The sequence below is a fragment of the Streptomyces sp. NPDC050448 genome (assembly GCF_040655295.1).
Lineage (GTDB): Bacteria > Actinomycetota > Actinomycetes > Streptomycetales > Streptomycetaceae > Streptomyces.
Map to the genome: position 1 here is coordinate 100,185 of NZ_JBFAJR010000007.1, position 17,901 is coordinate 118,085.

At 73.7% G+C, this 17,901-nt stretch carries 16 protein-coding genes; 5 read left to right on the forward strand and 11 right to left on the reverse strand.

What is annotated here, in order from left to right; genetic code table 11:
• Window positions 1–40 precede the first annotated feature (40 nt).
• Complete coding sequence (locus AB0I68_RS11595) at window positions 41–889, forward strand: alpha/beta fold hydrolase (RefSeq protein ID WP_363177042.1); 849 nt, start codon at window positions 41–43, stop codon at window positions 887–889.
• 45 nt (window positions 890–934) lie between these two features.
• On the opposite strand, the gene AB0I68_RS11600 is transcribed toward AB0I68_RS11595, so the two are convergent.
• Both AB0I68_RS11600 and AB0I68_RS11605 read right to left on the reverse strand, forming a co-directional pair.
• On the reverse strand, window positions 935–1,222 hold the full coding sequence (locus AB0I68_RS11600) for a DUF6225 family protein (protein ID WP_363177043.1): 288 nt from the start codon (window positions 1,220–1,222) through the stop codon (window positions 935–937).
• Between the two features lie 74 nt (window positions 1,223–1,296).
• Window positions 1,297–1,899, reverse strand: coding sequence for a TetR/AcrR family transcriptional regulator (locus AB0I68_RS11605; protein WP_363177044.1), 603 nt, complete (start codon window positions 1,897–1,899; stop codon window positions 1,297–1,299).
• A 146-nt stretch (window positions 1,900–2,045) separates the two neighbouring features.
• Here AB0I68_RS11605 and AB0I68_RS11610 point away from each other — a divergent pair, with 146 nt between their 5' ends.
• A complete protein-coding gene (locus tag AB0I68_RS11610; RefSeq protein ID WP_363177045.1) occupies window positions 2,046–3,461 on the forward strand; it encodes an amidase in 1,416 nt (471 codons plus the stop codon).
• 175 nt (window positions 3,462–3,636) lie between these two features.
• Here AB0I68_RS11610 and AB0I68_RS11615 read toward each other — a convergent pair whose 3' ends face one another.
• The 3 genes from AB0I68_RS11615 to AB0I68_RS11625 form a co-directional block, all read right to left on the reverse strand.
• Complete coding sequence (locus AB0I68_RS11615; protein WP_363177046.1) at window positions 3,637–4,773, reverse strand: S8 family serine peptidase; 1,137 nt, start codon at window positions 4,771–4,773, stop codon at window positions 3,637–3,639.
• Between the two features lie 268 nt (window positions 4,774–5,041).
• Entirely contained in the window at window positions 5,042–5,248 is a 207-nt protein-coding gene (locus AB0I68_RS11620; protein ID WP_363177171.1) for an aldo/keto reductase, read from the reverse strand.
• A gap of 64 nt (window positions 5,249–5,312) precedes the next feature.
• A complete protein-coding gene (locus tag AB0I68_RS11625) occupies window positions 5,313–5,927 on the reverse strand; it encodes a TetR/AcrR family transcriptional regulator (protein ID WP_363177047.1) in 615 nt (204 codons plus the stop codon).
• Window positions 5,928–6,001: 74 nt separating this feature from the next.
• On the opposite strand from AB0I68_RS11625, the gene AB0I68_RS11630 reads away from it, so the two are divergent.
• Entirely contained in the window at window positions 6,002–6,514 is a 513-nt protein-coding gene (locus AB0I68_RS11630; RefSeq protein ID WP_363177048.1) for a DUF3995 domain-containing protein, read from the forward strand.
• Window positions 6,515–6,825: 311 nt separating this feature from the next.
• On the opposite strand, the gene AB0I68_RS11635 is transcribed toward AB0I68_RS11630, so the two are convergent.
• The 3 genes from AB0I68_RS11635 to AB0I68_RS11645 all read right to left on the reverse strand — a co-directional run bounded on the left by AB0I68_RS11635 (window position 6,826) and on the right by AB0I68_RS11645 (window position 10,605).
• Complete coding sequence (locus AB0I68_RS11635; protein ID WP_363177049.1) at window positions 6,826–8,460, reverse strand: isovaleryl-CoA dehydrogenase; 1,635 nt, start codon at window positions 8,458–8,460, stop codon at window positions 6,826–6,828.
• Entirely contained in the window at window positions 8,444–9,058 is a 615-nt protein-coding gene (locus AB0I68_RS11640) for a TetR/AcrR family transcriptional regulator (protein ID WP_363177050.1), read from the reverse strand. The genes AB0I68_RS11635 and AB0I68_RS11640 overlap by 17 nt, the downstream gene beginning before the upstream one ends.
• A 203-nt stretch (window positions 9,059–9,261) precedes the next feature.
• A complete protein-coding gene (locus tag AB0I68_RS11645; RefSeq protein WP_363177051.1) occupies window positions 9,262–10,605 on the reverse strand; it encodes a cytochrome P450 in 1,344 nt (447 codons plus the stop codon).
• 173 nt (window positions 10,606–10,778) lie between these two features.
• Between AB0I68_RS11645 and AB0I68_RS11650 the strand changes: the two genes are divergently transcribed.
• Entirely contained in the window at window positions 10,779–11,471 is a 693-nt protein-coding gene (locus AB0I68_RS11650) for a formylglycine-generating enzyme family protein (RefSeq protein WP_363177052.1), read from the forward strand.
• A 173-nt stretch (window positions 11,472–11,644) separates the two neighbouring features.
• Here AB0I68_RS11650 and AB0I68_RS11655 read toward each other — a convergent pair whose 3' ends face one another.
• A complete protein-coding gene (locus AB0I68_RS11655; RefSeq protein WP_363177172.1) occupies window positions 11,645–13,018 on the reverse strand; it encodes an MFS transporter in 1,374 nt (457 codons plus the stop codon).
• Between the two features lie 209 nt (window positions 13,019–13,227).
• Here AB0I68_RS11655 and AB0I68_RS11660 point away from each other — a divergent pair, with 209 nt between their 5' ends.
• Window positions 13,228–14,109, forward strand: coding sequence for a helix-turn-helix domain-containing protein (locus tag AB0I68_RS11660; protein WP_363177053.1), 882 nt, complete (start codon window positions 13,228–13,230; stop codon window positions 14,107–14,109).
• Window positions 14,110–14,136: 27 nt separating this feature from the next.
• Here the strand turns inward: AB0I68_RS11660 and AB0I68_RS11665 are convergent, their stop codons facing one another.
• Entirely contained in the window at window positions 14,137–16,413 is a 2,277-nt protein-coding gene (locus AB0I68_RS11665; protein WP_363177054.1) for a helicase, read from the reverse strand.
• A gap of 142 nt (window positions 16,414–16,555) precedes the next feature.
• Window positions 16,556–17,692 (reverse strand): permease, encoded by a 1,137-nt coding sequence (locus AB0I68_RS11670; RefSeq protein WP_363177055.1) that lies wholly within the window; start codon window positions 17,690–17,692, stop codon window positions 16,556–16,558.
• Window positions 17,693–17,901 lie beyond the last annotated feature (209 nt).

The following is a 17,901-nucleotide window of genomic DNA, read 5'->3' on the forward strand; positions in this document are numbered from 1 at the left end:
GAGACAATTGGTCAACGAGACGATGCCCAGGGGGGCCACCGTGTCCGCATCCCGTCAATTCTTCGCCGCCTACGATGCGCTGCTCGCCCGCTGGCCGGACGGCACCGCCGAGATCGACGTCCCGACCCCGTACGGCACCACCCGCGTCCACGCGTACGGGCCCGCCGAGGCCCCTCCGCTTCTCCTCCTGCACGGCGGCGGCTCCACCGGCGCCGTCTGGTTCGCCAACGCCGCAGCGCTCGGTGCGCACCACCGGGTGCTGGCCGTCGACATCCTCGGCGACGCCGGCCGGAGCGTGCGCGCGGGCCGCCCCCTGCGCAGCACCGCCGACCTGATGGCCTGGCTGGACGCGCTGCTCGACGGCCTCGGCGCCCGGCGCGTCAGCCTGCTGGGGCACTCGTACGGCGCCTGGATCGCTCTGACATACGCCCTGCGAGCGGCGCAGCGGGTCGACCGGCTGGTCCTCCTCGACCCGACGCAGTGCTTCGCCGGCTACCGCCCCGGTTTCCTGCTGCGCTCACTGCCCGTGCTGGTGCGCCCGACAGCGGCCCGCGTGCACGGCCATCTCGACCGCGAGACGGCAGGCACGGACACCGACCCGGACTGGAAGCGGCTCTTCGTCCTGGCGGCCACGGATGTCACGCACCGCCGGCCGGTCGTCGGCCGCCGCCCGGACCCGAGGACGCTGAGCGCCCCGCTGCTGGTGCTCCTGGCCGGCCGCAGCGGCGCCCATGATCCGCGGAAAGTGGCGGCCCGCGCCCGCAAGGCCGTACCGCACGCCCGGATCGAGACGCTCCCGCACCTCACCCACCACGCGCTGCCCACCGCGGCGCCGGCGCAGACGAACCGCCTGGTCGCGGAGTTCCTCATGGCCGCCGACCGGACGTGAACAGGCCCCGTACGGGAGACGGACGGGGCCGCGCACTCGGGAAGGTCAGTCCAGGTCGAGGTGGTAGGCCCCGGCCGCGGCGTCGGCGAACAGCGTGAAATGGACCCGCGGGCCCGGCTCGCCGTCCCGGTCGCCCTCACCGTCCCCCTCGCCGTCGAGGTCCACCTCGACCGGCTCGGCGTCCACGAGGACGTACTCCCCGTAGCCCTCGAAGTCCCCGGGGCCGTCCGCGACACCGATGTGGATCGGCGTCTCGTCGGGCAGCGCCGCCAGCACCTCGCGGAGCCGGCCGGCGGTCCACACCTGCGGATTGTGATCGAACATGTCAGCCATGCGGCGACATTAGAGCGCGGAGGGTGCACCGCGGGCACGGCGCGCCGGAGGGTTCCCCGCATCCGCGACGACCGTCACCCGGAGTGCGTCCAGAGGCCGTCCAGGTGTGCGTGGAGGACGTCCTGCGCCTGGTGCGGGGTGAGGTGGCCGATGAGGACGTGCGTGGTGAGGCCGTCCGCGAGGGCGAGGAGGGCACGGGCCTCGCGTTGCGGATCGAGGGCCCCGCTGCGGCCGGCATCGTCCGCCGCCTCCGCCATGAGCTGCGTGAACGACTCCTGCAGGGACGCGTAGTTCACCTTGAGCATCCCGGCGAGCGGTGCGCTGACCGCCGCTTGCGCGACGAAGGCCAGCCAGACCCTCGCCTCGGCCCGGTGCTCCTCGCGCAGCAGCGAGATCTCGGTGGCCGCGTGCCCGAGGGCGGTGGCGGCCGACTGGGCCGGACTCCTGACGAGCCGGGCACGCACCCGCTCGCCGATGCGCTCGCCGACGTACCCGAGGGCGAAGACGAGCATCTCGTCCTTCGTGCGGAAGCACCGTTGCACGGCGCCCATCGACACCTGGGCGCGGGCGGCGACGTCGCGCAGGGTCACGCCTTCGAGCCCGCTCTCGTCGGCGAGGCGGCAGACGGCCTCGGCGATGAGGCGGCGTCGGCCCTCGTGATCGACCTGCCTGGGCATACCCGGTCTCCTCCCGCCCGCTGCGCAGCCTGGTGCGCCGTGTGCCTGTCACGCACCGCCGAGTTTATTCGATGCGGCCGCATCGGTTCCCGGGTTAATGTTCCGATGCAAGTGCATCGGAACGTGGAGGGGAGAGGGTTCACACCATGCTGGATCCCTTGTGGAAGATGACGGCCGCCGCGCAGGCGGAGGCCGTGCGCCGCGCGAACGTGTCGGCAGTGGAACTGATCGACAGCCACCTGGAGCGCATCGCCGAGGTCAACCCGCAGGTGAACGCTGTCACTCAGCTCCTGGCGGAGCGCGCCCGCGCGGCCGCGGCTCACACCGATCGGCTGCGGGCCGCGGGCGCGGCACTGGGGCCGCTCGCGGGCGTGCCGTTCACGGTGAAGGAGACCACCGCCGTCGAGGGCGTCCCGACCACCTTCGGCACCCCGCGCTTCCGTGATCTGGTGGCCCCGGCCGACGCGCTCCCGGTGGCCCGGCTGCGCGCGGCGGGGGCCATTCCGATCGGGCACGCGAACATGCCGACGCTGGTCCTGGCCGGGATGCACACGCGCAGCGAGCTGTTCGGCGACACGGTCAACCCGTGGGACCGCAGCCGGACCCCGGGCGGCAGCAGCGGGGGCGATGCGGTGGCCGTCGCCACGGGCATGGCGGCTCTCGGGCTCGGCAACGACTCGGGCGGATCGGCGCGCGTCCCGGCCCAGTTCTGCGGGGTGGCGGGGCTGAAGCCGTCCACGGGCCGCTTCCCGGCGGACCAGCGCGTGCTCGGCCCGGACGACCCCGGCCCGGCGTCCCAGATGCTCGTCACCGAAGGGCCGATGGCGCGGTCGGTGGGCGACCTGCGGCTGGCGTACGAGGTGCTGGCCGGCACCGATCCGCGCGACCCGCGGGCCGTGCCGGTGCCCCTCTACGGGGAACCGCTGCCCGGGCCGGTGAAGGTCGCCGTGGTGGCGGACCCCGGCGGGCAGGGCGTCCACCCCGCGGTGCGCGCGGCCGTGGAGGCCGCGGCCGGCGCGCTGCGCGATGCCGGCTACGACGTACGCGAGGTGGCGGACGTACCGCGCATGGCCGAGGCCCTCGACGCCTACGGCCGGATCGCCGTGACCGAGTTCGCCCCGAGCTGGCCGGTGGTGCGCACGCTGCTCGGTGAGGGCGGGGACCGGTACATCGCGATGATGATGGAGCAGACCCCGCCCGCGAGCGCGGACGAGCTGATGCGGCTGATGGGCACCTGGCAGGGCGTCCGCCGCTCATGGGCCGAGTTCCTGCACGAGTACCCGCTGCTGCTCGGCCCGACGTTCACCGAGCCGCCGGTCGAGCCGGGGCTGGAGTCGCGCGACCGGGCGGGCTGGGACCGGGTCGGGGCGGGCCTGCGCCTGTGCTCGGTGACCAGCTTCGTGGGCGTGCCCGCCGTGGCCGTGCCGACGGGGGTGTCCGACGGGCTCCCGTACGGGGTCCAGATCATCGGGCGGGCGTTCCGCGAGGACCTGTGCCTGGACGCAGCCCAGGCGGTAGAGGACCGGCTCGGGGTCCTCACACCCGTGGACCCGCGCAGGTAGGCCGTCACTTTTGGATCTCGCCGGTCAAGCCCGCGCCGTCCGGTGCCGTGCATCGCAAGGCGGAGAGGCTCCCGACTACTGGACGTACTCGGGTGCCTCGACAACTGGGGGCACCTCCCGGCGGTAGCCGGAGGAGCGAGATCCGAAAGAGACGGCCCGGCGCGGGCTGGAGGCGTCACAGGCCTCCGGTGTGGAGCAGCCGGTTCGGGGTGTCCGCCGGGACCCCGGTCAGGACGTCTCGTACGGCCTGTCCGGTGAGCCAGGAGCGGACCTGGGCGGGCGTCGCACCCGGATGCGCGGAGAGATAGAGGGCGGCGACGCCGGTGACGTGCGGGGCGGCCCACGAGGTGGCGGCGGAGTCGCTGGTCGCGGTGGCGCCGCCTGCGACTGCGGAGGTGATCTTCTCGGCGGGGGCGTAGAGGTCCACGCAGCTGCCGTGACCGGAACCGAATGCGTCCGTGTCGGTCCAGTGGCGGTCGGCGGCGGTCGCGGCGGCGACCACGATGGCGCCGTGGGCGCCGGCCGGGGAATGGCCGCAGGCGTCGTCGTTGAAATTGCCTGCGGCGACGACCGTGGTGATCCCCGACTCGACCATGTGCCCGACCGCGGTGTCGAGGGCCGTGGAGCGGTTCTTGAGGTTGAGTGACATGTTCACCACGGCCGGGCGCTGGGCGTGGGCGGTCACCCACTCCACGGCCTTGACAACGGAGTCCTCCGGCGCCGTCCCCGGGGAGACGTCCTTGGCGTGGGGGCCGCTGCCCTCCTCGCAGGCGATTCCCTGGACGCGCACGATGCCCGCCTTCGGGGCGACGCCGTAGGTGCTACCGCCGATGATGCCCGCGACGAAGGTGCCGTGGCCCAGTCCTTCGCTGTCGGAGCAGTCACCGGCGTCCGGATCCCCGACGAAGTCGGCGCCGAGGACCGCCCGGCCGCCGAACTCCGCGTGCTTCACGTCCAGCCCGGTGTCGATCACGTAGACGTGTACTCCCCTGCCGTCGGCGCGCGTGGTGAACTTCCCGTCGAGCGGGCGGTTGCGCTGGTCGAGGCGGTCGAGGTTCCACGGCACTCCGGTGCGTACGACGGGTTCCGCCGCCGGCGCACCGGAGGGCCGGGGACTCGGCAGGCCACTTCCCGGGGTCCCGGTGGGAACGGCCGTCGGCCGCGGCGTACCGGACGGGCCCGACGGCGGGGACACCGCGCCGGACCCCGGTCCGCCGCCGGGCACCTCCTCCGGCGAGCACGCCGACACCGCCAGTGCCGCCAGTGCCGCGACTGCTCCGAGCATCGCCCTGCTGCTGCGTCCGAGCCTCATGGCCGCCCCCCCCCTGTCGCTCTGCGGCTTCGCGCCGTCGGGGGCGGAGACGTACGGAGCGGCCGTGCCGGTTGCCGTGCGGCGCGATTCCGTTGCAGCCGGCCAGGCTGCCGGGAGGCCGGTCAGCCGTTCAGGGACTTCATCAGCTCGGGGCGTAGCGGTCGCCCGCGACCACCCCGTGCGGGGCGACCGCGTCGATGGCGGCCAGGTCCGCGTCCGTGATCGTCACGTCGGTGGCGGCGATGTTCTCCTCCAGGTAGCGGCGGCGCTACGTGTCCGGGATCGGCACGGCGCCCTGCCGCAGCGTCCAGGCCAGGGCCAGCTGCGAGGGGGTGACGCCCTTCTCCGCGGCGAGACGGCGCACCTGCTCGACGACGGCGAGGTTGCGGCCGAGGTTCTCGCCCTGGAAGCGGGGGTCCGTGCGGCGGAAGTCGTCCGCCGCGAAATCGTCCGGCGTGGTGATCGCACCCGACAGGAACCCCCGGCCGAGCGGCGATCACCCTCGTCATGGCGGCCGACGACCGAGCCGGTCGCCGGCCTCAGGCCGGTGCGGGACCGGTGTCCTGCGAGGGCGGCGCCGGCGGAAGGGCCAGGATCATGCCGATGAGGTGGTCCAGCGCGGCCTGTGCACCCGGGCCCTCCGGCAGCGCCTCGGGGGCCGTGTCGGGGGCGGTCCGGCGCAGTTCCAGCCAGCCGAGGTAGGCGGCGTACCCGGACAGGGCGCGACGGCGGGCCTCCTGCGGCCCGAAACCCAGTCCGTCGAAGATCTCCGTCAGGAAGTCGAGCCGGGTCCGGGTGACCCGGGTCACCACCTCGGCGACCGCCGGATGGGCGGTGTGCGCGACGAGCGCCGGCTCCAGCCCGGCTATCTCCTCGGTGCCGAGCGCGACGGCGAACAGCATCCGCGCCCGCGTCCAGGCATCCCCCTCTTCCCGGACGGCGGTGATGACCTCCGCAGTGGCGCGCCGCTCCCACGTCTCCAGGGCCGCGACGAGCAGAGCCTCCCGATTCTCGAAATGCCAGTAGAAACTGCCGCGCGAGACCGCGAGTTCCCGGGCGAGCACGTCGACCGCCACCGCCGGGAGCCCGCCCCGGGCCAGCGCGCGGAGCGCCGCCATCGTCCAGTCGTCCTTGGTGACTCTCCCCTTGGCCATGTTCCGTACAGTACTGTACGGAACATCCATACAGAGGTGTATGGAACTGGGGAGAGGGGTGCGCCATCAGCGGTATGGCCAGGTGGCTCGGTGCGGCGGACGACGAGACGGCGGAGCTCCGTACGGAGCCGACAGGCGCCGCGGTGCGCGGTGCGGCGGTGGCCGCGGCCGGCGGACTGCTCGCGGCAGGGGCCTTGCACGCGGTGTGGGTGTTCTCCCCTTGGCCGCTCGCCTCGCGGGCCGAATTCGCGGCCGTGGTGGTCGGCGTGGAGGAGGCTCAGCTGCCGTCCGGCCCGCTGACACTCGCCGTGGCGGGGCTGCTGGGCGCCGCCGCAGGTCTGGTGGCGACCGGCGCCCGGCCGACGACCCGGTTCGCCCGGTCCCGGGTGGTCCGGGCCGGACTGTGGACGGTGTCCGGTGTGCTCGCCGCGCGCGGGCTCGGCGGACTGGCGGCTTCGGGGCTGGGCCTGGGGTCCGCGCCGGCCGAGTTCCGGCACTGGGACCTGGCGCTGTACTCCCCGCTGTGTGTCGCGCTGGGCGGGCTCAGCGGATACGTGGCCCTGCGGACCCGGCGGCGCCGCGCCTGACCGGGAGCGGCACGGCCGCTGGGCGACGGGGCGCGACGGCGGCCGGGGCGACTTCGGCCGGGGCGCGACTTCGGCGCGGGCGCAGTGCATGACGGGGCCGCGGGGCGCGAGGGCGGCGCGAGGCACGAGCCACGACGCGGCATGGGGCACAGGGCGGAGTGCCGCGCGAGGCACGGCACGGCACGGCACGGCACGGCACGGCACGGCACGGCACATGGCACGACCGCGGCGCGGAGCGCGAGGTGCCGGGCACGACCGCGGCGCGGTGTCCGCCTGGCCGGCAGGCACCGCGCCGCGGCGTGACGGGCGGGTCAGACCTGTGCGGTCCGGGCCCGGGCCAGGATCGCCTCGGTGTCCACACCCGTCGGCAGCGTGCCGTACGCCCCGCCGTGCTCGCCGCCCAGCCGGGAGGCGCAGAAGGCCTCGGCGACCGCGCCCGGGGCATGGCGCAGCAGCAGCGACGCCTGGAAGACCAGGGCCATCGTCTCGGTGAGCCGCCGGGCCCGGTACTCGGCCTCGGCGGGGTCGGCCAGCTGCTTGCGGAGCCCGGCCACCGCCGCATCGAGATGCCGGTCGGCGCCCGCCGCCTGCGCGACCTCCTCGAAGAAGGCTTCGACGGTCTCGGGCTGCCGGGCCATGGCCCGCAGCGAGTCCAGGGCGGCGACGTTTCCGGAGCCCTCCCAGATCGAGGACAGCGGGGCCTCACGGTAGAGGCGGGGCATGCCGGAGTCCTCGATGTAGCCGTTGCCGCCCAGGCATTCGAGGGCTTCGGCGGCATGGCCGGGGGCGCGCTTGCAGACCCAGTACTTGGTGACGGCCAGCCCCAGCCGGCGCAGCAGCGCCTCGTCCTGGTCGCCCCGGACGACCCGGTCCGTGGCGCCCGCGAGGCGCAGGGCGACGGCCGTCGCCGCCTCGGATTCGAGGGCGAGGTCGGCGAGGACGTTGCGCATCAGGGGCTGGTCGATCAGGGCCTTGCCGAACGCCCGCCGGTGGGTGGCGTGGTGGACGGCGCGGATCACACCGAGGCGCAGGCCGGACGCCCCGCCGAGCACGCAGTCGAGGCGGGTCATGTTGACCATCTCGATGATGGTCGCGACGCCGCGCCCCTCCTCCCCCACCAGCCGGCCGAAGGCCTCGTCGTACTCGATCTCGGCGGAGGCGTTGGAGCGGTTGCCGAGCTTGTCCTTGAGTCGCTGGAGCAGCAGGCGGTTGCGGCTGCCGTCCGGCAGCACCCGCGGGAGCAGGAAGCAAGACAGCCCTCCCGGGGCCTGCGCCAGGGTCAGGAAGACGTCCGACATCGGCGCTGAGGTGAACCACTTGTGCCCGGTGAGACGGTAGGTGCCGTCCGGGGCCGGGACCGCCGTGGTGGTGTTGGCGCGTACGTCGGAGCCGCCCTGCTTCTCGGTCATCGACATGCCCGCGATCAGCCCCTGCTTGGTGTCGGGCCGGCGGAGTCCGAAATCGTAGGTGCGGGAGGCGAGCAGCGGCTCCAGCCACCCGGCGAGCTCCGGGGTCGCGCGCAGCGCGGGCACCGCGGCGTACGTCATGGACACCGGGCAGGAGTGGCCCGCCTCGACCTGGCCCCAGACGAGGAACTTCGCGGCCCGCGCGACGTGGGCTCCGGACCGGTCCTCGGCCCAGGGCGCCGCGTGCAGTCCGTGGGAGACGGCGGTGCCCATCAGCTCGTGCCAGTACGGGTGGAACTCCACCTCGTCGATCCGGTGGCCGTAGCGGTCGTGGGTGCGCAGCACCGGCGGGTTCTCGTTGACCACGCGGCCCCAGTCCGCGGCCTGTTCGGAACCGGCGAGGGCGCCGAGGCGGTGGATGTCGGGTATCGCCCATGCGGCGCCCTCGCGGGCGACCGCCTCCAGCAGGGCCGGGTCGGCGGCCGCGTCGTAGCCGTGGTGCGGCGGCACCTGGTTGGTGACCTCATGCGTCTGCGGCATCGTGTCCTCCAAGGGCACGCAGGGTGAAGGTGATCAGACCGGGGATGACGTCGCCCGGGGCCGCGTCTCCGTCGGCCAGCGGCCCGACGAGTGCTTCGGCGATCGCGCCGACGAGTGCGGCGGCCGTCAAGTCGGGTGACTGCGGCGGGAGTTCCCCGGAGGCCACGCCCATCGCAATCTGTTCGGCGTACACATCGCGAAACGCCCGGCGGAAGACGAGGCGTTCGGTGTCGACGGCAGGGTCGGCGGGCTCCGCCAGCAGGGCGAAGGCCCGGCGCGGCGCCTGCAGCGCTCGGTACGCGAAGGTCTCGACGGCGGCGGCCACCCGCTGCGCCGCGCCGCCCGGGCGGTCCGTCGCGGCAGCCACCGCCTCCAGCTCCCGGGCCACCAGGGTCCGGAAGAGGGCGGCGGCCAGCTCGGACTTCCCGGAGAACGACTGGTACACGCTGCCGGTGGAGATTCCGGCTTCGGCCGCGATCGCGGCGACCGAGCATCCGCCGTAGCCCTCACGGGAGAGCAGGCGAACGGCGGCCTCGAGCACCTGGTCGCGCCGGGCGTCGAGGCGGGCCTGTACCGCTGGGGGGCGGCGATAGGGCATAGAAGAATTGAAGCACTGATTCACTGCTTCATGCCAGACCCTCACCGGGGTGCTCCACGGGTGAGGCCGCGGCTCCTCACCGGCGCCGTGGACCGCTGCCACGTTCGGGTGCCCGAGCGCCGCCGTCGCCCGCGCCTCGCGCCGGGACATTGCCGGACAGCGGTCATCGGGCGCGATGCGGGGCCGGTACGGCAGGCGACTCGTCAGGACACGGTCGGCCGGTCGCCTGCGGCGAGGGTCGCCGGGGTGGGTCCGTCGGGGCGGACGGTGATGCTGTACGCGGCCCGTGCGGGGACGGAGCGGAAGCTCAGGGTGTGGGCGGGCAGCAGCTGTTCGAGGAGGACGGTCGACTCACGGAGGGCGAACTGCAGGCCGAGGCAGGCGCGGGGGCCGATGCCGAAGGGGAGGTAGGAGCCCGGGTGGGTGGGCCGGCCGTCGGGGGTGGTGAAGCGCCGGGGATCGAAGTGCTCGGGGTCCGGCCACAGTTCGGGGTCGCGGTGCGTGAGGTACGGGCAGACCACCACGTCGGAGCCCGCTTCGACGGCGTAACCGGCGACGATGTCGTCCTCGGCGGTGTACCGGGGCAGGATCCAGGCGGACGGGTAGAGCCGGAGCGTCTCGTGGACCAGGGCCTGGACGGCCCGGCGGCGTTCCGCCGAGCCGGGGGCGCCGGCTGCGAGGGCCCGTTCGCGGGCCGCGGGGTGGCGATCGAGCAGCAGGTAGAGCCAGGTCAGGGTGGTGGCGGTGGTTTCGTGGCCGGCGACGAGCAGGGTGATCAGTTCATCGCGGATCAGGCGGTCGGTGTACTCGGGGCGCTCGGCTGCCGCGCCCAGCAGGAGGTGCAGGAGACCCGGGCCGTCGGGTCCGCCAGCGCCGCCGCGGGCGGCCCCGATCGCGTGGTGCGCTACGGCGTCGATCCTGGCGAGGTCCGCGGCGACGGCTTCCCGGGCGTCGCCGGCGTCGGCCGGCAGCGTCGGCAGGACGGCCACCACGGCGGCCACGGCGTTCAGTTCGTGCTCGGTGCCGGCGTCGAGCGGGTGCCCGGTGAGGGAGCGCCAGATGGTGTCCAGGGCGAAGCGGCGCATCTCGCCGCCGACGTCGAACGTCTGGCCGGTACGGGCGTATCCCGCCCAGCGCTCGGCGGTGACCCGGGCGGCCTCCGCGATCCGCTGCTCGTAGCGGCGCATCCCGGTGCCGGTGAACTGGGACTGCAGCAGGCGCCGTTGGCGCTTCCAGGCCTCGCCGGTGGCGGCGAGCACGCCGTCGCCGATCAGCAGGCGGGCGCGGTGGGAGCGCTTGACGTACCGGTCCGGGTGCAGGGCCAGGACGTGCTGGACCGCCTGGGGACCGGTGACCAGGACGGTGGGGCTCGCCCCGAGGCGGAACGCGGCGACGCCGCCGAGCCGCTCGCGCACCAGGCCCAGCAGATCGACCAGTTCGGCCTTGTCGGAGCGCCACTGCTCCACGAGGGCGGAGTCCAGCTCAGGGACCGGCCGGCCCGTGCGGGAGGCGTACGGGCGGGGGTCGGAGCCGGCTTCGGTGGCCACGGGTCTTCTCCTGTTCGACCGCTGGTCCTGGTCCCTGACGGAGTGTTGGCCTCACGGACTGTACGCGAGCCGGTGTGTCCCGTGACAGCCCGCCTCGGCGCGGGGTGCGCGAGAGCGGGCGGTCGCACGCGGCCGTCAGGGCCGCCCCCGGTCCCCGATAAGATCACCTGCTCATGGAAACCGGTGCAGGACACGAGTTGACCGCCATACCACCCGGGTTGGTGACATTGTCGGACCGGCGGACACAGCGCAGCTGGTCCGTCGAGCTCACGGCCTACGAGCTGGCGGCCTTCCCGGTCACCCAGGCGCTGTACGCGGAGGTCACCGGCCGGCGGCCGAGCAGCGTCCACGGGGACCGGCTGCCCGTCGAGGGCGTTTCCTGGTGGGACGCGGTGCGGTTCTGCAACGCCCTGTCCGAGCGCGACGGGCTGGCGCCGGCCTACCGCTTCGACGCCGACGGCGAGGGCGAGGGCATCGGCTGGGACGCCTCCGCCGACGGATACCGGCTGCCGACCGAGGCCGAGTGGGAGCACGCCTGCCGGGCCGGTACGGCCGGGCCGCGGTACGGGCCGCTCGACGACATCGCCTGGTACCGCGGCAACTCGGCCGAGCGCATCCACACCGTGGGCGGCAAACGGCCCAACCCCTGGGGCCTGTACGACATGCTCGGCAACGTCTGGGACTGGTGCTGGGACGTCTACGACGCCGAGGTCTACGGCAGCTACCGGGTGCTCCGCGGCGGCGGGTGGTTCGACGAGCACTGGAGCTGCCGGGCCTCCGCGCGCCGCCGCAGCCACCCGACGTTCCAGGTCGAGGACGTGGGCTTCCGCATCGCGCGCTCCGTCGTGGGCTCCGTCGTGGGCTGATCCAGCCGTCGGGGCCGGGGCCGGACGGGTCGAGGTCCGGCTCGGGCGGGCCGCGGGCGCCGACCCGGTCCCGGCCGCGGGACCTCCGGGCGATCCCGCGGACGCCGGGGCCGCTCCCCCGGCTCCGGGGCGCGGGTACGCACCGCCGGTGCCGGCCGGGTGCGGTGCGCGGTTCAGCGCATGATCCGCGGCAGCCGCAGGCTCAGCAGCACCGTCAGCACGACCATGCCCAGCTGGACCAGCAGCGTGACGGCGAGTGCGTCCCGCATGCCCATCGACGGGGCGAGCGTGAGGAAGAGGCTGCCCAGGGTCGCGACGCCGAGGGCGAGCGCGGACTGCTGGGTGGTGATCATGACACCGCCGCCCACGCCGGCCCGGTCGGCCGGTACGTCCGAGAGCATCAGCCGCATCAGCACGGGCAGTTGGAGTCCCTGGCCGAGGCCGGCGACGGCAACGCCCGGGGCGAGTGCGGCGAGCCCGAGGTCCGCCCAGCCGCGCAGGACCGCGAGGAGGACCAAGGCGATGCCGGCGGCCTGGAGGACGCCGCCCGCGGTGACGACCCGGCTGCCGAACCGGCCGACCAGCCGGGGCCCGGCGAGCGAGGCCGCGAAGAAGGCCAGCGCCATCGGCACGAGCGCGAGTCCCGCCGCCACCGGGCCCATGCGCAGGCCCTGTTGCAGCACCACCGCGATGACGAACATGAACCCGCTGAAGCCGATCGAGAACGGCACCACCATGACCAGGCCCCGCCGCAGCGACTGCAGGCGCAGCAGGCTCGGCGGCACCAGCGGGGTGTGTCCGAGCCGGTCGGCACGGCGCTCGGTCAGGTAGAACGCCGTGGCGGCGAGCGGGAAGACTCCGAGCGACACCCGGGTCCACAGCGGCCACCCGGTCGCCCGGCCCTCGGTCAGCGGCAGCAGCAGGGACACCAGGGAAAGGGCGAGCAGCAGCGTCCCCGGCACGTCGACCGAGGCGGGCCGGTCCGAGCGGGTCTCCGGAACGGCCCGGGCGGCGAGCACCAGCCCGAGGACCACCACCGGCACGTTGACCAGGAACACCGCGCGCCAGCCGAATCCGGCGACGTCGGCGGCGACCAGCACGCCGCCCAGGATCTGCCCGGCGACCATGGACAGCCCGGCGGTGGCCCCGTACAGGCTCATCGCCCGGGCCCGGCGCGGCCCCTGGGTGGTCGCCTGGATGGTGGCGAGCACCTGCGGCATCATCAGGGCGGCCGCGGCGCCCTGGGCCACCCGTGCCCCGACCAGGGTCCAGGCGGTGGGTGCCAGGCCGCAGCCGAGCGAGGTGAGGCCGAAGGCGGCCATGCCGATCAGGAAGAGCCGGCGCCGCCCGGCCATGTCGCCGAGGCGGCCGCCGAGGACGAGGAGGACGGCGTACGCGACGCCGTAGCCGCCGACGATCAGTTCCAGCGTGGCCGGGCCCGCCGCGAGATCGCTGTCGATGGCGGGCAGCGCCACGTTGACGATGAAGAAGTCGATCAGGGGCAGGGCCGCGCCCAGCAGTACGGTGAACAGCCCGAGCGGGCCGATCGCGTCCGCGTGCCGGGCGGTGCCGGGTGCGGACGGGGCCGGCCCGGGGGCCGGGCCCGCGGGGGCGGACGGGGAGGGGTGGATGGCACTTACCGTTGCTTCGCTCACAACGGCAACGATCGCCCGGCGCTCAGCCTGGTACCAGAGTCTCCTTATCCTGGTACAGGGACTACCTGGCAACGGGATGGGCGGTGCGGCACCCTGGTTACATGACCACTGTGGCCCCCGAGAGCGACGTACGCCGGCACGAGCTGGCCGATTTCCTGCGCAGCCGCCGTGAGCGGATCACCCCCGAGCAGGTGGGGCTGCCGCGCGGGCGCCGTCGGCGCACCCCGGGGCTGCGCCGCGAGGAGGTCGCCCAGCTCTCGGCCGTCGGTGTCACCTGGTACACCTGGCTGGAACAGGCCCGCGGGATCCAGGTCTCCCCGCAGGTCCTGGACGCCCTGGCGCGCGCCCTGCTGCTGGACGCCACCGAGCGCAGGCACCTCTTCGCGCTGGCCGGCACCCTCGATCCGACCCCGCACGCGACCTGCCCGAGCGTGACCCCGGCGCTGCGGGCGATGCTCGACCAGCTCGGGCCGATCCCCGCCTGCATCCAGAACAGCCGGTACGACATCCTCGCGTACAACGCGACGTACGGGCGGCTGATGTGCGACCTGGACGCGCTGCCGCGCGAGGACCGCAACAGCCTGTGGCTGGCGTTCACCAACGCGCAATGGCGGGCGTCCATCGTCGACGTCACCGAGCTGAACCGCACGTTCGCGGCCACGTTCCGGGCCTCGATGGCGGAACACCTCGCCGAGCCGGCCTGGAAGGACCTGCTGGCCCGGCTGGAGGCGGAGTCGGCGGAGTTCCGCGAGGTGTGGGCGCGGCACGAGGTGGTCGGGCAGGCCGGCAAGACGAAGTTCATCCGCAACAAGCACGTCGGTCTGCTGGAGCTGGAGCACACCAGCCTGTGGCTCGGGCCCGCGGCGGGACCGCGCCTGGTGACGATGGTGCCGCTCGACGCGGAGAGCCGCGCCCGCCTGGAGCTCCTGGAACGGCTCGGCCGCCCGGAGCCCTCGGAGCACATGTCCCCCGCAGCGGTCTGACGCCTTCCCGCCCCGCCCGCCCCGCGGCTACGGCTGCTCGTCCAGTCCCTCCGGCAGCCGGCCCGTGTGCACCACCCCGAGGGTCTGGGTGGCCCGGGTCAGGGCCACGTAGAGGTCGCTCGGCCCGTGGTCCGCGGGCTCCACGACGATCACCGAGTCGAACTCCAGCCCCTTGGCCTGGCGCGGGTCCAGCAGGACGACCGTACGGGTGAGATCCGGCTCCTCGCCCGCCCGTACGCCGGGCAGCCCGGCGGCCAGCGCCTCGTGCAGCGGGCGCGGCGCGATCACCGCCAGCCGGCCGCCCCGGCCCTCGGCTTGAGCGGCGCCGCGCACCGCGTCCGCGACCGTGCGCGCGAGGTCGTCCGTCGCCCGCACCCAGGGCCGCTGCCCCGTGGACCGCACCGAGCTGGGCGGCTCGAATCCGGGGTGGCGGGCCCGGAGCACGGCGGCCGCGACGTCCATGATCTCCGCGGGGGTGCGGTAGTTGACGCCGAGGCGCACCAGCTCGAAGCGGTCCCCGACGTACGGGTCCAGGATCCGCTTCCACGATCCGCAGCCGGCCTCGTCGCCGGTCTGGGCCGGGTCGCCCACCAGCGTCATGGAACGGGTGGGGCAGCGCCGCATCAGCAACCGCCAGGCCATCTCGGACAGTTCCTGCGCCTCGTCCACGATGACGTGCCCGAAGGCCCAGGTTCGGTCCGCCGCGGCCCGCTCGGCCGCGCTGCGGTGGTCGGCCTCCTCGTGCCGCTCCGCCATCCGCTCCGCGTCGATGATGTCGTGCGCGGCGAGGAACTCGTTCTCCATGTCCTCGAATTCGTACGACTCGGACCCCTGCGACAGGTCCAGGACGCCCTGCGCGTATGCGATGCGTTCCTGCCGCTCCCGCTCCTCGGCGGCGCGCCGCGCGCTGTCGTCGACGCCGAGGAGCTCGGCGGCCTCGTCGAGCAGGGGGATGTCGGCGGGCGTCCAGTCGTCCGTCGTACGCCGGATCAACTCGGCCTCATCGGCCGGGAGATGCGTGGGGTCGGCGAGGAAGTCGGCGATCAGCTGCCGGGGCGTGAGGGGCGGCCAGAGGCTGTCGATCGCGGCGTGGACGTCGGCGCTGGTCGCGATCTCCTTGCCGAGCTGTGCGATGTCGTCGGGTCCCAGCAGGTTGGGGCCGCCGTACGGGTCGGCGCCGAGCCGGTCGGCGAGCTGCTCCGTGAGGGCGTCGATGACGCGGAACGCGAAGTACGGGCGGGCCAGGTTGTGCGGCAGCCCGGTGGCGCGCGCCCGGTCCCGGGCCTCGTGCGCCATGGTCCGGTCCAGCAGCAGGGTGCCGTAGTCGTCGTGGTCGATCTCCAGGGCCGGTTCCGGGAGTACGGCGCTGTCCTCGCCGCTGCCGGCGGGTACCGTCTCCGGCAGCGCCTGCCGGTCGCGCACGACGTGCGCGAGGACCTCGGCCATCTCCGCGCGGCCCTTCACGGCGGCGGCGCCGGGCCGGTCGGTGCCGGTCGCACGGACGCCGGGGAACAGCTCGCCGAGGGTGGACAGCAGGACGCCGGTCTCGCCGAGGGAGGGGAGCACCTCGCCGATGTAGCCGAGGAACGCCGGGTTGGGTCCGACGATCAGCACGCCGCGCTTGGCGAGCAGCTCGCGGTGGGCGTAGAGCAGGTAGGCGGCCCGGTGCAGGGCGACGGCCGTCTTCCCGGTTCCCGGACCGCCCTCCACCACCAGCACGCCGCGGTGGGGCGAGCGGATGATGCGGTCCTGTTCGGCCTGGATGGTCTGCACGATGTCGTGCATCCGGCCCGTACGGGCGGCGTCGAGCGCGGCGAGCAGCACGGCGTCCGCGTCGGCCCCCTCGTGGCCCGTGCGCTCGGTGTCGGTGAGGTCGAGGATCTCGTCGTGCAGGGCCGTGACCTCACGCCCGCGGGTGGTGATGTGGCGGCGCCGGCGCAGTCCCATGGGGAAGTGCCCGGTGGCGAGGTAGAACGGGCGCGCCACCTCGGCCCGCCAGTCGAGGACGAGGGGGGTGCGGTCCGCGTCGTCCTGCCTGATTCCGATACGGCCGATGTGGTGGTCCTGTCCGTCGGAGAACTCGAGCCGGCCGAAACACAGTCCGTTCTCGCCCGCGTTCAGCGCGGAAAGCAGGCCCGACTGCTCGGCGACGACAACATCCCGCTCCAGTCGCGCCTGAAGCCCGCTCCCCGCCCCGGCCAGCGCCTGTTGTACGGCGTGTTCGGCCTGGTCGCGCAGGTCGTCGAGGCGCGCATAGAGCTCGTCGATGAATTGCTGCTCATTACGGAATTCCACGGTTGACAATTCCACTCCCGACCCGATACTATGTCCCCGTAAAGCTTCTTCGTGCCCTGATTTTGTCATGGCGCGAAACATCAAATATACGCAGACGAATACCCCGGCCGTCAATTGGTCCGGGGTATTTTTGGTATCGCGCGCTCGGGCGCTACCGGGCGGGTGCGCCGCCCATCATGCGGAGCATCGACAGCCCGCCGGTACGGAAGAACCTCCACAGCAGGGCTGCGGCGAGCAGGAGGAACACGATGTTGAGCCAGGTCGTGTAGTTCCAGGTCACGCCCTCCATGGGGATCTCCGCGTCCTCCCGGTCGGGGATGAGGCCGAGTGCGCCGAAGCCGAACTCCACGGCGTAGCCGGCGACCACCATGGCCGGGTAGAAGGTACCGAGCAGGAAGAGGGCCATCCGCCTCCCGTAGTACTTCCGGTAGATGTTGAGGATCGGCAGGATCAACAGGTCGGCGAAGATGAAGGCGACGACACCGCCGAAACTGATGCCTCCTTTCCAGAGCACCACGGCCAGCGGCACATTGCCGATGGAGCAGACGAACGAGGCGATCGCGACCAGCGGGCCGATGACCGGGCCCCACAGCTTCGACGCGAGCGGACGGCCTTCGAAGAAGAAGGACTGCCAGAAGGAGTCCGGCACCCAGGCGGCGATGGCCCCGGCGATGAGCAGGCCGACCACCAGGTCCCGCAGGATCGCGGCCCATTCCATGACGAAGATGTGCGCGGTCGAGGTGAAGCCCTCCCCGGACAGCAGCCGCCGGGCGAAGGAGCCCTCGCGCCGCACGGACATGTCCATCGCCGCGTGCCCCTCCATCGATCCGGACAGCCCCCGCTCCGCCTGCTCGCGCGCCTGGCGCAGCGGACCGTCGCGCAGGAACAGCCGGAACAGCACCGCCAGCACGATGATCATGATCGGGCCGCCGACGAACTCCGCCAGGGTGAACTGCCAGCCCAGCAGCAGGGCCAGGATGACCCCGAGTTCGACGACCAGGTTGGTGGAGGCGATCTCGAAGGCCATCGCGGCGGTGAAGTCGGCGCCCTTGCGGAACAGCGACCGGGCGAGCGCGACGGCGGCGTAGGAGCAGGAGGATGACGCCGCCCCGAGCCCGGCGGCGACGGCGAGGGTCCGGGGACTGCCGTCACCGAGCAGGGAGACGATGGTGGACTTCCGCACCACGGCCTGGACGACGGCGGACAGGGCGAATCCCAGGATCAGCGCCCACGTGATCTCCCAGGTCATCGCACCGGTGATCGACAGTGCGTGCAGGATCGCTTCCATGCCCCCAGAGCCCTTCTTCGGCGGCCGCGGGGCGCCACCTTAGGCCGTGCCGGGCCGCCGGGGCCGGCCGACGCGCGGAACCCGCCCCTTCGATGCGCCGGCGCGCCAGGGCGAGCGGCGGCCGCATGTCACCCGGACGGCTCACCCGTCAGGCTTCCGGCGCCGTGCACTGCTTTGGTGGGTACAAGAGCTGTCCACCACATGGAGCA

Bases quoted from the DNA above. Each gene is read 5' to 3' on its own strand.
- AB0I68_RS11640 (WP_363177050.1), bottom strand. From the start codon at position 9,058: ATGCCCTATCGCCGCCCCCCAGCGGTACAGGCCCGCCTCGACGCCCGG.
- AB0I68_RS11670 (WP_363177055.1), bottom strand. From the start codon at position 17,692: ATGGAAGCGATCCTGCACGCACTGTCGATCACCGGTGCGATGACCTGG.
- AB0I68_RS11650 (WP_363177052.1), top strand. From the start codon at position 10,779: ATGGAAACCGGTGCAGGACACGAGTTGACCGCCATACCACCCGGGTTG.
- AB0I68_RS11635 (WP_363177049.1), bottom strand. From the start codon at position 8,460: ATGCCGCAGACGCATGAGGTCACCAACCAGGTGCCGCCGCACCACGGC.
- AB0I68_RS11600 (WP_363177043.1), bottom strand. From the start codon at position 1,222: ATGGCTGACATGTTCGATCACAATCCGCAGGTGTGGACCGCCGGCCGG.
- AB0I68_RS11615 (WP_363177046.1), bottom strand. From the start codon at position 4,773: ATGAGGCTCGGACGCAGCAGCAGGGCGATGCTCGGAGCAGTCGCGGCA.
- AB0I68_RS11610 (WP_363177045.1), top strand. From the start codon at position 2,046: ATGCTGGATCCCTTGTGGAAGATGACGGCCGCCGCGCAGGCGGAGGCC.
- AB0I68_RS11625 (WP_363177047.1), bottom strand. From the start codon at position 5,927: ATGGCCAAGGGGAGAGTCACCAAGGACGACTGGACGATGGCGGCGCTC.
- AB0I68_RS11630 (WP_363177048.1), top strand. From the start codon at position 6,002: ATGGCCAGGTGGCTCGGTGCGGCGGACGACGAGACGGCGGAGCTCCGT.
- AB0I68_RS11605 (WP_363177044.1), bottom strand. From the start codon at position 1,899: ATGCCCAGGCAGGTCGATCACGAGGGCCGACGCCGCCTCATCGCCGAG.
- AB0I68_RS11660 (WP_363177053.1), top strand. From the start codon at position 13,228: ATGACCACTGTGGCCCCCGAGAGCGACGTACGCCGGCACGAGCTGGCC.